Here is a 14560-nt window from a genome sequence, read left to right as displayed (position 1 = left end):
TACTCTACTGGCAGGGATTTATTAAAAAAGCTTTTTTTGTTCCTTCAATTACAACATGCCCCATAATGTCATTTTCGTCTTTTTGTTCTATGCTGATCGGTAAATAAGCTTTTGAGCTCAACTCTTTGCCTACAAAAAAGATATTGTATTTATCACCGCACTCGACAAGTAACGCATTGGAATAGTGAGTGTTTTCAGTAGCTAAGCTTATATTTTTAGAAAAAACTACAAGCTCCTTAAGTTCCTTTTCCTTTTTTCTGCGCAAACTACCTCGCATATTTTTCTTTAATTTTTTCATAAATCCTTTAAGATTTTTTAATTTAAATTGCTCTAGACTCAGTAATTTTTTTGCTTTCTCATTTGAAATGGAGTAGATATTTAAAACAGCTTCATAAGGAAAAGCTACAAGTTTATCGTCTAAGTGAAAAACGTATACGTATGGAATGATATCGTCCTCCTTGAATTCACTGCCATCATTTTCTGTGTCTTTTATTAACTCTTCTCCAATACGATTATCATCCTCATCATCAGTTGTAATTTGGGCCTCATAGTCAATTTTATCAATGTCGTTTTCATCATATTCTTCTTCAATGTTTGTTTTAATATCTGTTGCAAATGAATTGTTGTTATTAAGTTTGTGTATAAATGATAGTATTGTATCGATCTTTTCTTCTAAATTCTCAAGACGAGAAAAAATTTCTCTGTTAAATTCTAAATCTGATATTTTTTTATTAATATCATTAATGTTTTTCTCCAACTTTTTCATGTAGTCTTTAAAGATGTTTTTATCAAATGCTAATGCTGTTTCTTGTGAATAGTCAAAGAGTTCTTTTTTGTTTTCTAATTTATTTTCTGTTATTTCTTTTTTATATGCTTTACCTTGAATGCTTGCTTTATTTTCTTCTTTTGCTTTTGCAATTATATCATTTTTAAATTGTGTAAAAAACTTATATATTTTGCCTAGCTTTTCCTTTTTTTGGGTTGCATTTAAATTGTTAAAATTTATTTCCTTAAATCCTTTTGCAATTTGAGCTAATACGACAAGAGAATTTGATGGAGATTTTTCTTTAGCAGTCATTACAAATTTTGCTATATTATCCATCATAGTTAGTAGTGTTCTATTTATATCGTCGGTATATGTTTGTTTTAATGAATTTAAAATTTCACGTAGCTCAAAAAAATCGTTTTCAGAAAATTCCCAGTCCAGAGCTAAAATTTTTTCTTCTAGACGTACAACATTGTCGTCTTTTTTTTCTTCTTCAGAGAATATTTCATCTATAGCATTAAAAGCGGCTTCTTCCAAGTTTTGAAGATTAATTTTGTTGTCCATTGATAAACCTCATACCATTAGTTGTCTTCGTATAAGTTATTTATAAAAACCTTTTACCTCTAATTTGTTAATAACTTCAAAAAGTTTTAAATCTTTATTAAGCATTTTGTCTTTAATTCTCTTCATTTCACTTTTTAAATTTTTTTTGGGGATATGACATCTCTTACAATCTGATGTTGGAACGTCTGCTTTAGAGTATTCCTCCTTTAATCTTTTATGACAACCCCAGCACTTCATATGATATGCATTAATAAGTTCAGCTTTACTACTTCCATGGCATTGAGAACATTCATGTACTTCTTGATCAGGTGTCCAAACATTTTTTCTATTTTTGTATATATGATGACAAGTTGGGCACTTTATTTTATATTCATCAACATGAGTATCATGAGAAAAAAACACAGGAGGCTTTTTATACTTTCCTAATTTGGCAAAGCCAGGATCGTTAATTTTTAGCAAATCGATACTTTGAGAAAATCCAATTGTAGATAAAAAGAAGAATGTGATAAAGCTTGCAACAAACAATTTGAATAATTTATACATATTTATTCCCTCTTAGATACCTTTTCTTCGTCTTTGTAATCTCTGAACAGCTTTTCGTAAGCTTGCTTGCATTCTTCTTAAAGCATCAGCTAAGTCTCCGATTTCATCAGTCGATGTAATTTCAATTGGTGCTTTTAGGTCACCTAAGCTAATCTTTTCTGCAACCTCGGTTAGGTGAACAATAGGTCGGACTAATCTTATAGCAAATAAAATCGCAACTAAGAATACAATCATACCGGTTGCAATTCCTCCAATATTATATTGAATTAAAAAATCTTTTTGCTTATCCAGAAATGTTTTATTGAGATTTCTTACAGGCTCTTCAACTTCTTTTGTTGAAATTTGAGCTACAACAAAAAATGATGTGTTCGGGACTGGCGTAATAACCATGAAAATATTTTCTTCTTTACCGTTATTAAATATTTTGAAATATCCTTTTTCAGATTTTTGCTTTAATTTAACGTTTTTAATTGTTCTAATAAAGTCAATACTGTTTGGTATTGATTTTATATCATTGCCAATATACTTTGGGTTTGGATGTAAAAAAACTGTAAAATTATCGTTGTCGTGAAAAATTAAATATGTATACCCGGTTTTACCTATTGTCTGAATAGTTAATGAGCTAAAGTCAGGGTCATATTGTAATTCTTCAATCTCGATGTTGTCGTCATTTTCTTGCATGAAGCGCCTAACTAAAAACTCTACATTTTTAGATACATCATTAGATTTTTGTTCTACTAATAACTCTGCCATTTCTTTTAGACTTTTACTAGTCTGCGAAATAGATAACTTACTAATCTCATTAATATGATAATAACCGGCTCCTCCTGCAATAATCAAAGGAAGCAATGAAATTAAAAGGAAAATTATAACAAATTTAATTTTTAAGCTCATGTGATTAATCCTCCTCCTTGTTACAATCTTTTTAGAACTTCGAGCATCTTCTTCTGAAATACCATTCTTTGTGATGCGTTATCAATCTCTAGGGAAATTTTTTCAATGAAACCAGCTGCTTTTTGATAAGTAAAAGTTCCCTTATTTTCGTTTATTTCTTCTAATTCTTCCTCGATAAGTGTACTTGCTATAGGGCCAATTATAGTAGACAGCTCGGTTTGTAATGCCTTCCAAAATAGGGTAGGCAATTTTTTAGAACCTTCACTTATTTCGGCTTCTTTTGAGCTTATTTTTATAACCCCCCTTTTTTCTAAGGACTTTAGAATTTCTGTTAGCTCAGTTATGTCGAAATTGATGTTTTTTAAAATATCATTAATTGACTTAAACCTTTGGCTTAATGCAATAACCATCCATTCTTTTCCGTTTAGACTGATATTAACTTCCCTTGGAAGAAGGACAATATTTTTTTCTAGCTCATCTCTACCGTAATCTTTTCTCATATGAACCTCATTATTGTTTATGAATTTAGATGCTTACCATAATTTTATTTTTCTAACAAAATCAAAACTTTTTTTTGATATTTTTTCCTGTACTAAAATATCGATTTCCATTTTTAAATATGAGAATGGATTATTTTTATTTGCCCATACTATTATCCAGTAACCTTTATAATTTTGACAAATTAAATAGTCGTTATCAAAAATACCTCCGACCGATTTGTAATTGTAATATTTCTCTATTAACTTTTTTAACTCTTTTCGAACTTTATCTTTTGTATTTAAATCGATAGGTATTTCAAACTTTTCTAAATAAGTTTTTTTGTTAATAATCCAAGCAGCCTTAACCTGTTCTATTTTAACGATATCTTTTAGGATTTTTTTCATAGTTAATCCGCTTGTTTCAATATGTTACCAGTTCTTTTAAATTCATTTTATCTATAATATGTTGATACTTAGAAGCTATCTTTTTGATTTTATCGTTCTTTGTTTTGCTAAAGTCATAATCTTTATTTATGTCCAAGCACAATTCTTTTAGTCCGCCTGTCAATTCGTTGATTTCAACTCCATTCCAAACCCTGATTTTCCCGGAACTATATTCAAATTCATCAGCAAATGGGTCTAGAAATTTATATTTATCTGCTTTTTTTAGTGCCTTTTCTCTCCACAAAACAGAAAATTTATTTGTACCAATATTTTCTTCTAAAGATGACATGTATTCTTCAAAGAAGTTTATAATGTTCTTGAATAATTCCTCATCATTGTGACTTGTTTTCAAATTTTTAATTTTATAGACATAAAATACACCATTCTCAATATTATTGATTATTTCATTTAATGCTTTTTCAGTATCATTAAATTTCCACTTATTCCATGATGTAGATGTGCCAATTATTCTCCCTTTGTTAAAATAAACATAGCTTGATCCTTTTATTTTCTTTTTAATATCTGTTTTTAGCCATCCGGTGTGATTTTCTTTTTTTAATTTGTCCAGTAGATTGTTAACATTAATAAATTCTGTAGTTAAGTTTTCGTACAATGCTTCAGAGAAGAATACCTTGACAAAAAAATTTAGCTGTTCGTCTGTTAACGAATAAGTATTAAGAAAATTGTTGTTGTTTATATTTTTAAAAATGCTATAAATTTGTATTGGATTTGCTTTGTTATTACTTATTTGGAAGCAATTAAGCACTTCTCCCATTGTGAGAAAAATAAAATATTTGTTATTTTCAGAAATAATTTGAATATATCCATTAAAAAGTTCAATTTTCAAAAATTCCATGTAACTTTCTAGATTTAGATAATATAAGTTTAAATTTTCATGATACGTTCTGAAGCGCGGCAGAATCATTTACACCTCCTTTAACAACTTTTTTATCTCGTAAAAGGTATCTTCTATTATTGTTTGATTTTTAAAGTCAAACTCAATAAAGTCTTTTTCGTTTGTCTTTTTTACAATCATTTTTATTTCGTCATCATCCTGAAGCCATGCGCAGGCTAGATTTCCTGACTCCAGTTCATCTCCAATTGTGCTTAAACTGGATATTAAATCGTAATTATCGGGTACTAAATGAATCTCTTTAACATCATATTTTTCATTAAGTTTGTAAAAAAGATTTTCTTTAATCTTTTTTTCTTCATCTTGTTTACTCATTGCTTCAAGTAGTAAAAACTCGCAGCTAACTTCTATTTCAGGTTTTATATCAAAATTTTTTATTAGGAAAACAAAATCTCCTTCTTTTAAATTAAAAATTTTTTTAAACGCTTCAATGCTTTTTAATTCCCCAATACGAGCAGCAATTATTTCTCCATTCTTAAAATAAATTTCTCCTATTTTGTTTTCTTTTTTCGAAATTTGTAGAATCCCATTTTTTTTGTCTTGGTTGCACAACTGAATTATGCTTGCTATAGAAACTGACTCTATTTTTCCTCTAAGCATATTATATTATTTCTCCTTTTAATCGATTTTTTTCCCATGCTTTTCCAATGTCAAAAAGTTGATATTCTCCATCCAATGTATCAACAGAGTTTCCTATAATTTCACCCCGTATTGGTTTGTCTGAATAAACACTATCTACAAAAATTACTCCTAGTTTGTCTTTATCCGGTAATTTAAGAAGAACTGCTTTATTATAGGTATGGTTACTATCAGTAGTAGCGAATAAGGGATCTAAAACATGCAAAAACAACTTGCTTAATTCTTTTTTATTTTTTTCAATTAGTTCTTTTTTTAGTCCTTTAGTTATCGAAGAAAATAAGCTACCTAGCTGGCTAAAGCGAATTATTGATTTTTGGGCCAATTTTTTTGCTTTTTTGGGAGATATTTTATAAATATTCAATACGCTTTCTTTAGGCAAAGCAAACTTATTGTCGCCTACTTTACAGACATAAAACTCGCCAGAAATTTCGTCTGCCCCTTCAACTAATTCTGATTCTGTATTTTTGCCTTGATTAAAGCTTCCTAAAGCCAGTTGATGTAAAGTACGCTGATTTTCTTCGATCTTTATGTTTATTTCATGTAGTTTGCTTTCTAAAACTTGAGTAATCTTGTTGATAATTATCTGATGACTATCATTTTTAATCGTTACGTTATGTTTGGATTTGGGTGTTAAATCTAAATACTTTTTATAGATTTCATCGACTACTTTTTTTTTCTCACTTATATTTGAGCTTTCTAAGAAAAGTGATAAATAGTCTGTCATTTGAACGCCCAGTTTTTTTATCGGATCAATTTTTAAAGTAGCTTTAACTAAATTTTGCAATATATTTAAAAAAATCTTTGTTTCATCATCTTGTGCTACAAGCTTATTTATTTTTTCTAATATTTCAGGACCAGAACTTTTTTCCATTTCATGGAATAATCTCTTTAATTGCGAGTTCAGATCATCTGTATTTTCGTACTCGGCTTCAGGTGTATCCTCATCCTCTACAATTTTTTCTAAAAAAGAAAGTCCTTCATTTATTTCCTTTTCCCATTCTTCCAAAGAAATGTCTTCAATCTCAATTTTTTGCATTTTATCCTCCAATGGCCATTTTCTCGTCCCCATTAGACCCCAATAGTTTGCGAATTACAGACTTAACTGTTATTTTGGCTGCAATATTTAATGTTTTAAAAACGTTATCTCCATGTAAGGCACTTGCAGGAAACGAGGGAAGATTTAGTTCTGAATTTAAGTCTTTCTCAAGCACCTCTATATCTAATATGGGAATTCCTTCTTCAGCCAAGTCTCTTTTATTCCATTGAAAAACCATCGCAACATCAGATAAAGAAAGATTATAGTAAGATAAATTCTCTTGTAAATTTTTAAATGATTCGATATTAGCTTCTCTTCTAGATGAAAGCGAATCTGCAACAAACACTATCCCGTCAACACCTTTTAAAACTAACTTGCGAGTAGAATTATAAATAATCTGACCTGGAGTAGTATACAGTTGTAACTTTAAATCTAGTCCTTTTATCTTTCCCAGTCCAATTGGAAAGAAATCAAAAAATAATGTCCTTTCTCCTTTTGTGTTGATTGTAATTAACTTGCTAGACAACTTATTCTTTATTCTCTCTTTTAATTTGTTATATGTGTATATCAGGTTTGTTGTTTTTCCACTTCTACCTGGTCCATAGTATACAATTTTTACTTGTATAATGCCTTCCCGTAGATTTATAATTGCCATCGTTAAGCCTTTAAAATATCTTTGATTTCTTTTTTTACACTATTTACTTTCAACCTTAATAAACCCAATGACAAATATGGTTTAAATAAGACAATCAAGAGAATATCCGGAGCTACTCTTGTAAAATGAATATTTTCTGTTTGTCCCCGATGAAATAGAAGGGAAAATTCTTTTTCCCCAATCAGCGACGCAATTTCTTTTGTCGCGGCATAATTAGCTGCAGATAGGACAGCCAAGGAAGTTCCGTCAATTGAGTTCTCACCTACCTTACAAAGTAAGTTTCCTCCGGTATCGGTTAATAGGGCATAGGTCGCTCCTCCATCATCAATAATTTTGTTTAAAATTTTTTCTAGATTTTCCACCTGTTCTTCCTTTAAAACAAAACTCATCTATATTGTCCTCCTAATATTTTTTTAGCTTACTTTACTCAACTAAAATGCCTTTGTAAAGATATTCTAAAAAACAAGTTAAAAGATTTTCAAAAAAATAAGATGTTTTTTTCAGCATTTTTTTAAAAACTTTATTTCTTTTAGAGTTAAATCGACTCTTTTTGAGCTAGATAACCTCTCGACATAAAATATTTTTTTCAAGTCATTAGAACCCATTAGTTAGAGTCTATCGCAAACCACATAGATTACGTTGAGCCAAATGAAGAATAACTATAAAAATTATATATTGTTTTTTTTTAAATCCTTATCTTTTATAGGTTTTGATAAAGGTAAGCTTTTGATTTTGACTTTGATATGCCTTATACTAGGTAGGTTTGGCGACAGATTAAGTTAAATATTTTAGGTTATTTATTGAAGATGCAAAAAAAAATTACAGTTGAATTTCAAATAGGCCAATAGGTACGTATAGATTCAGGCCACCATTTTTTTTGTTCGATAGTATAGTCTGCTTTGCTTGGTCGAAATATGTCCTTCCTGCTGTTTACAACGACGAAATGGATTCGATAGCTATTCTGTTTTAATCGCCCCTTACACTAGTAGCGCGACGAATGGGCGTGAGATAACAAGTGTTCATCTGATAGCTGCACTTTGGTTGAGTTGGTGAGTAGGGTATTGGTTGAGTGGGGAGCATCTGATAACAAATAACAAAAGAGCCACTTGAACAATCTTTGTACCTAAATTTGGTGTGCTCAAAGAACAGAAAAATCGGCAGACGCTAGCCTTCTCCGGTTTAGAGAAACTGGTAGTCGCCGGAGAGTAGTTTGTCCGCTGCTTCTAATCGCACTTGTCAACGCTTGCTTTTATTTTGCTTGTTGGTATGTTTTTTCAGTATATCCTCTACCTTTTTGGTAATATTTCCTCTTTTTTGTTTTCTTTAAATCTTTCTTTATATAGACTTAAACATTACCCAATAGTTGATTTTTATGTATAAAAATACGCTCGATTAAGATTATTAGCTATTTAGGAAGCGACGACTAACTAATAAAAAATAACCTTTAACTATTTAGTTTTGGATGTTAAAAATTAAGTTAGAAAGTTATTTAAACCAAATAAAATAAATCCATGAAGTATAATCGCCTACAGGATTTGCCCCCTAAATGGGCTCATTTTTGCTTGAATATTCAAAATTTTATTCAGCACAAGCTGAAGATAGACCTCCACAAGAAGACTCTTTTAGTGGCCTTTTCTGCTGGCCCTGATTCCATGGCCCTGCTTAGAGTCATGCATTTTTTAAGATCAAGACTAAAATATAACTTAATTGCTGCTCACTTAAATCATGGTTTGAGAGCTGAAGCCAGGGATGACGAACAAGTGGCCAAAATAACCTGTCAGAAATTGGGGATTCCAATATACATTGGGCGAAGTCTTGTTGGAGTCTATGCTCAAAAAATGGGGTTGGGTATTGAGGAAGGAGGCCGAAAGATACGCTACAGGTTTTTGCAAGGGTTAGCCCGGAAACTTGAAGCAGACTTTATCCTCACCGCCCATCAGTTGGATGATTTGGCCGAAGATGTACTTATGCGTCTTATGCGGGGGGCAGGATGGCCAGGACTTTCTGGTATGAAAGCCTTTGATCCAGAGAGCAAAGTTCTAAGGCCACTTCTTCTTACTCCAAAGACAAAGTTACTTGAGTTTTTAAGAGAGTTGGACCAGGAGTATGTCGAGGACAAGTCTAACCGGGACATGACTTTTTTACGCAACAGAGTCCGTTTAAAAATTATACCTTTACTTAGGCAGGAAAACAAAAATATTTTTCAAACAATCGCCCGGCTTTGGGAGATGGGAAGGATTGATCGGGGCTTTTGGAATGAGCAATTAGATAAGATAAAGGTTGAGGCTAATGGACGGGAGATTATAGTTTCAAATGCAGAGTTAGCCGGGATGCATAAAGCTTTGAGATATAGACTTTATAAAAAGATTCTGGACCAGCTGGGGCCTGGTCAAGTTTTAGGGGACAATCTTTTTCAACTGGATGACGCTTTTGAGAGTAGAAGAATAGGCAAGAGGTTTCAGTTTCCGGGAAACAAAATAGCCCTGATAGCATCTCAGGGAATAGTTTTTTATAGAGAGCCAAAGGCTAAAAGGTTGGGCGAGTCAATCGAGACGGACGAGTAGGAGGCCCAGAGGGTTAAATCTATTTTTATCGATTAACCTTATCTGATATTTCAACCCAGTAAACTCGACCCCCCCCTTATGGCGGGGCGGGGTAATAAGTTCGATGAGCATAATAAATTCAACAAACGCTTGGGTGCACGGGGTATTTCCCCAAAAAATAAGTTTTGTCCATTTGATGGATAATTTGCCCATAGGCGTCGTTCTCTTATCCAGAGAGAGGCGTGTTGTGTATATTAATTCGGCCATGGAAGGCCTGACAGGCTTTGAACGTTCACAGGTTTTGGGTAAAAAATGTGCACATTTTTTGCGTGGTAATCAGTGTATGATTGGCTGTCCTTTGGCTCAATTGGAAAATGAACGGGAAAGCCTTGTTTTCGAAGGGAATATCATTGACCATAATCGTCAGAAAATCGAAACCAGGCATACTTTGGCCCGTCTTGTGGATGCCTCTGGTGAAACTCAAGGTTATATTGAAGTCGTAGAAGATTTAAGGACCATCAAGCGAGCAGGAAGGCAGGAGATACGTACTGAATTTTTGGGTAATATCCTGGGTAACTGTCCGGAAATGCAGAAGGTTTTCAGTCTTGTCCCTGTAATTGGCCAGACAGATTCCTCTGTGCTTATCACCGGTGAGACCGGTACTGGAAAGGACCTTTTGGCAGAAGCCATTCATCAGCATTCGCCTCGGGCCAAGGGGCCTTTTATTAAGGTTAATTGTGGGGCCCTGCCTGAAACATTGTTAGAATCCGAACTCTTCGGACATAAGAAAGGGGCGTTTACCGGAGCTACCCAGGATAAGCCTGGGTGGTTCAAGCTGGCCAATAACGGGACTTTGTTCCTGACCGAAATAGGAGATTTACCCCTTTCTCTGCAGGTCAAACTGTTAACCTTTTTAGATGATAAGGTCATTTATCCCTTGGGCAGTACCAAGGGCGTGCAGGTTAACGTGCGGGTTATTGCGGCTACCCATAGAAATTTGGAGGAGATGGTAAGACTTGGGACATTCAGGCAGGATCTGCTGTTCAGATTGAATGTGATCAGGGTTCATCTGCCTCCGCTCAGGGAACGAGGTGATGATGTCCGCCTTCTTTTGTACCATTTTCTGAATCAGTTTAGTGAAGAACTTAAAAAAGATGTGCATACATTTTCACCCCAGGCTTTAAATGTTCTGTTAAATTATACCTATCCGGGTAATGTGCGTGAGCTTAGAAATATTGTAGAATATGCTTTGGCTATTTGTGATGGCAATCAGATAGGCCTTGAGCACCTGCCTGCATACTTGCGCACATCCAGTGAACCGGCTCTTAGTCCGCTTAACAACTTAAACCACCCTTCGTTAGTGGATTCTGGTACGGACTCTGGCACAGAAGCAAAACCAAAGACCTGGTCTGACATGGAAAAGGAGATGATCTTGAAGGCCCTGGTTGAAGCTGGAGGGAAGAAGGCTTTGGCGGCCAAAAGGCTGGGCTGGGGCAGAAGTACTTTGTGGCGAAAAATGAAAAAATATAATTTGGATTAAAAGCATGGACAAGATTTTAATGCCCATATTTGAGCACGATATTGCTCCACGTTTTGACCTGGCTACAGAAGTGATTATTGTTGAACTGGATGAACACAAGAAGATTAAAAACCAAAAGACAATCGTCATGCCTCATGCTTCAGCAGAAGAGTTGTGTGCCCTGATCCTAAAGGAAGATATCAATGTAGTGTTGTGTAATGGGATTGAAGATGAGTATTATCAGTACTTGCGCTGGAAAAAGATCAAGGTTTATGACTCAATTATGGATAGCTATAATAACGCCTTGAATGCCTATATTTTGGGTGAAAAGCTTGGTGGGTGATTGGTATTAGGTATACTTACTCTATTTTCTGAGTTAATTTGTGAGCGCATTTTCTTCAATGCTAACAAAGACTTGGACACATCTGCCCCGGTTGAATACTGGCAAAGCCAGCCCAGCTTCGCTGGATTCAACGGGGTAAAAGGCTTGCTTGCGGGCTGTGCATAATGGGGTTAGTCAATAGAATATTAATTTAATGCCTTTTCTGTTGTTATGATGGGTTTCGATGGAATAACCTCCCTATGCACAGCACTTCCGCAATCTTCGCCAAGATGTGTTACCCAACCCGTTTGTAATGCATTTCAGAAAATGCACTCTTCAATTGTGTAGTAATTTGAGGATGTTAATCATGTCAGAAAGTTGAGTACACTTATTTTTTACGCGACTACTCAACCAATTAACCTCTCAACTAGCTCTCTAAACTAACTACGGATTACGAACCCATGCTTGGCCAGGAACTTGAAAGTATAAATATTCTCAAAGAGACAGGCTTGTTTAGGCCCATTGATCTTCAGCTAGCCGGGTTTTTACTGGATTTAACAGGTAAAGATGATCTTCATCTGGCCTTGGCCGCTGTTATGGTCAATAAGGCATTGGAACAAGGCCATGTTTGTCTGGATCTCTCCAGGATTGCGGGCCAGTCATTATATATGTTGGGGGAGTTTTTCCCAGATTTTGAGCTGCGGGTCCCTGCTTTTGCAGGACCTATGGAGGGACTACGAGCGCCTGAACTAAATACCTGGCTTGAGAAACTTAAAGATTGGGATGTTGTTGGTGAAAGCGGGCAGTTTAAACCTCTCATTCTTAATGACACTCTTTTGTACTGGCAAAGATATTTTTCTTATGAGCAGGAGTTGTTCAGTGCCCTGGAACGACGGGGGCAGGGAAAATCTCCGCATATTGATTTTAACAGGTTAAAACAGAGCCTGGACAGGTATTTCCCACCAACTTCAGATATTGATTGGCAGAGGCTGGCATGTTTTATTTCTGTGTATAAAAGCCTTTGTGTGATCACAGGGGGACCCGGAACAGGGAAAACAACTACTGTGGTCAAGATTTTAGCCGTGCTTGCCGAGCAATATGGCCCGGGTTTAAAAGTGGCCGTGTGTGCGCCAACAGGCAAGGCAGCGCAGAGGCTTAGCCAGGCCTTAAGTGAGTTAAAACAAAACCTGGGTTTGGCTCAAAACCTAAAGCAGGCCCTGCCGGATGAAGCCCAAACTATCCATCGCCTTCTGGGTTATAAAAGGTTTTCACCCTATTTCAGACACAATAGAGATAACCCTCTTCCTGTAGATGTTTTGGTAGTGGACGAGGTCTCCATGGTAGATTTGCCCCTGATGACCAAATTGGTTCAAGCCTTGAGGGACGAGGCACGTCTGATTTTACTGGGGGATAAAGACCAGTTGTCTCCTGTTGGGGCTGGGGCAGTAATGGGTGATATTTGCGCACTGGGCGAGATAAATTCTTTTTCCAGTGAATTTAAAGATGACTATAATCGGATAGACCATGTTAGGCTTAAGTCAAACGGGCATGACAGGAGTTTTTTAGGAGACTGCTTGATTGAGCTCCGTCAGAATTTTCGCTTTGGAGATGAGTCCCATATTGCCCGGATTAGCCGTGCCATACGTTCAGGGCAGACCTGTGAACTTTACTTTCAGGACAGCACCCAGTGGCAGTGGATAGAAGTTGAGGATGAGCAGAAACTCAATCAGGTTTTGCCAAAAATTTTAGAGAAGTGTTTTCATTCGTATCTCCAGAGTAGTGAACCGGAAGAAGGCTTTGCACATTTTAACCGGGCCAGAATACTGTGTCCTTTAAAAAACGGCATGTGGGGAGTGGAAGGTCTGAATTTTCTGGCGGAAAAGATTTTTGAAGCCAAGGGCTGGTTAAAGCCGATGGCCCGCTGGTATGATCGCCGGCCGGTAATGATCACCCAAAATGACTATGGACTTAGGTTGTTTAATGGAGATATTGGTTTGACCTGGAAAATAGGGCAAGAGACAAAAGTCTATTTTCAAGATGAGAGTGGTGCGCATTTAAGGGCCATAAGCCCGGTACGTATTGTTGGCGCTCAAACAGCCTTTGCCATGACCGTGCACAAGAGTCAGGGGTCAGAGTTTGAAACCGTAATTTTGATCCTGCCTCCCAAGGATATACCTCTTTTGACCAGGGAACTGGTCTATACTGCAGTGACCAGGGCAAAAAAGAAGATAGTGGTTTTAGGGCGAAAAGAAATTTGGCTCAAGGCAGTATCCAAGACGTAGTGACCTAACATAACATTCTTAAATTGAAAAAAAATCGTACAATTTAGGACTAAAACAGATTGTTTATGTTTGTTGTAAATGTAAGTAAGCTCCAGATGCCAATAGAAGAATAGGTTCTCAGAACTATCAGACATAAGATTAAGGGAACATAAAAAAATGAAAGGAGGATATGTCGTGAAAACAACTAAACTTTTTATCTTAATCACAGGACTTGCTTTTTCCATCTGTCTTTTGTTCCCTCCGATAATTACTGATGCAAGAATGCATGGTGCTGGTGGAATGCGTGGTGGAGAGCTAGGTTTGTCAACAATTGTTGACGACTTACCCTACCAGAAACTTAGTAAGGAGGAAAAAGCAGGTCTAATTAAAATGCGTGAGGAAGAAAAGTTGGCTCGTGATGTTTATAAGAATATGTCTGAACACTGGAACCTGCGTATTTTCACTCAGATTGCTTTCAGTGAACAGCGCCATATGGATGCAATTAAGTCCTTGCTAGACAAGTATGGCCTGGCTGACCCTGCTCTTGCGACCGTAGGTCTTTTCACCTCGCCTGAGATTCAGGAGCTATATAACACACTGATAAAACAAGGCAGCAAGTCTTTAATTGATGCGCTCAAGGTCGGGGCAACTATTGAAGACCTTGATATTAAAGATTTACAGGACCTTCTCAAGCAAACAGACAATACTGATATCAAAATAGTTTATCAAAATCTTGCTAAAGGCTCCAGAAACCACTTGCGAGCTTTTACATCACAGTTATCTATGAACCGTGCCAGATACAAGGCTCAATATTTGTCTCCTGCTGAAGTTGAATCTATTATTAATTCTCCGCGGGAACGCGGAATGGTAGATGAAAATGGAAAGCCAATTCCACTAAAAAGAGGTCAAGGTCGAAGCTGGTAGAGCTTTTTAGGGTGCATTCGCAGTCTGCACCGCCACCAAATTTTCTCCCACATGAGCC

15 protein-coding genes are annotated in these 14560 nt (G+C 35.6%); 5 read left to right on the top strand and 10 right to left on the bottom strand.

Going from position 1 to position 14560, the window contains the following annotated elements; genetic code table 11:
* Positions 1-4 precede the first annotated feature (4 nt).
* The 10 genes from KFV02_RS07330 to KFV02_RS07285 are packed head-to-tail and all read right to left on the bottom strand — an operon-like array spanning position 5 to position 7322.
* Positions 5-1330 (bottom strand): hypothetical protein, encoded by a 1326-nt coding sequence (locus KFV02_RS07330; RefSeq protein ID WP_252380893.1) that lies wholly within the window; start codon positions 1328-1330, stop codon positions 5-7.
* Positions 1331-1366: 36 nt separating this feature from the next.
* Complete coding sequence (locus KFV02_RS07325) at positions 1367-1873, bottom strand: cytochrome c3 family protein (protein WP_252380892.1); 507 nt, start codon at positions 1871-1873, stop codon at positions 1367-1369.
* Positions 1874-1885: 12 nt separating this feature from the next.
* Positions 1886-2767: a methyl-accepting chemotaxis protein gene (locus KFV02_RS07320; protein WP_252380891.1), complete on the bottom strand. Its 882-nt coding sequence runs from the start codon at positions 2765-2767 to the stop codon at positions 1886-1888.
* 20 nt (positions 2768-2787) lie between these two features.
* Positions 2788-3267, bottom strand: a complete 480-nt coding sequence (locus KFV02_RS07315) for a DUF8082 domain-containing protein (RefSeq protein WP_252380890.1) — start codon at positions 3265-3267, stop codon at positions 2788-2790.
* Positions 3268-3300: 33 nt separating this feature from the next.
* On the bottom strand, positions 3301-3651 hold the full coding sequence (locus KFV02_RS07310; protein WP_252380889.1) for a hypothetical protein: 351 nt from the start codon (positions 3649-3651) through the stop codon (positions 3301-3303).
* A 16-nt stretch (positions 3652-3667) separates the two neighbouring features.
* Entirely contained in the window at positions 3668-4615 is a 948-nt protein-coding gene (locus KFV02_RS07305; protein ID WP_252380888.1) for a DUF2226 domain-containing protein, read from the bottom strand.
* Positions 4616-5203: a DUF4388 domain-containing protein gene (locus KFV02_RS07300; RefSeq protein WP_252380887.1), complete on the bottom strand. Its 588-nt coding sequence runs from the start codon at positions 5201-5203 to the stop codon at positions 4616-4618.
* A 1-nt stretch (position 5204) separates the two neighbouring features.
* Positions 5205-6278, bottom strand: coding sequence for a hypothetical protein (locus tag KFV02_RS07295; protein ID WP_252380886.1), 1074 nt, complete (start codon positions 6276-6278; stop codon positions 5205-5207).
* 1 nt (position 6279) lies between these two features.
* On the bottom strand, positions 6280-6933 hold the full coding sequence (locus KFV02_RS07290; RefSeq protein WP_252380885.1) for a GTP-binding protein: 654 nt from the start codon (positions 6931-6933) through the stop codon (positions 6280-6282).
* Between the two features lie 2 nt (positions 6934-6935).
* Positions 6936-7322 carry a roadblock/LC7 domain-containing protein gene (locus tag KFV02_RS07285; protein ID WP_252380884.1) on the bottom strand — a complete coding sequence of 129 codons (387 nt, stop codon included), beginning with the start codon at positions 7320-7322 and terminating at the stop codon, positions 6936-6938.
* Between the two features lie 1122 nt (positions 7323-8444).
* On the opposite strand from KFV02_RS07285, the gene tilS reads away from it, so the two are divergent.
* The 5 genes from tilS (at position 8445) to KFV02_RS07260 (ending at position 14502) form a co-directional block, all read left to right on the top strand.
* Complete coding sequence (gene tilS, locus KFV02_RS07280; protein WP_252380883.1) at positions 8445-9497, top strand: tRNA lysidine(34) synthetase TilS; 1053 nt, start codon at positions 8445-8447, stop codon at positions 9495-9497.
* A gap of 103 nt (positions 9498-9600) precedes the next feature.
* Positions 9601-11016: a sigma-54 interaction domain-containing protein gene (locus KFV02_RS07275; RefSeq protein ID WP_252380882.1), complete on the top strand. Its 1416-nt coding sequence runs from the start codon at positions 9601-9603 to the stop codon at positions 11014-11016.
* 4 nt (positions 11017-11020) lie between these two features.
* Complete coding sequence (locus tag KFV02_RS07270) at positions 11021-11338, top strand: NifB/NifX family molybdenum-iron cluster-binding protein (RefSeq protein WP_252380881.1); 318 nt, start codon at positions 11021-11023, stop codon at positions 11336-11338.
* Positions 11339-11778: 440 nt separating this feature from the next.
* The gene (gene recD, locus KFV02_RS07265; protein WP_252380880.1) at positions 11779-13599 is read left to right on the top strand and encodes an exodeoxyribonuclease V subunit alpha; all 1821 of its coding nucleotides are present in this window, start codon (positions 11779-11781) and stop codon (positions 13597-13599) included.
* Between the two features lie 174 nt (positions 13600-13773).
* A complete protein-coding gene (locus tag KFV02_RS07260; RefSeq protein WP_252380879.1) occupies positions 13774-14502 on the top strand; it encodes a DUF2202 domain-containing protein in 729 nt (242 codons plus the stop codon).
* The last annotated feature ends 58 nt before the right edge of the window (positions 14503-14560 follow it).

Origin of the sequence: Desulfovulcanus ferrireducens (genome assembly GCF_018704065.1) — a bacterium.
GTDB lineage: Bacteria > Desulfobacterota > Desulfovibrionia > Desulfovibrionales > Desulfonatronovibrionaceae > Desulfovulcanus > Desulfovulcanus ferrireducens.
The sequence above is the reverse complement of the archived record's forward strand: the minus strand, read 5'-3'. Positions and strand labels throughout refer to the sequence as shown.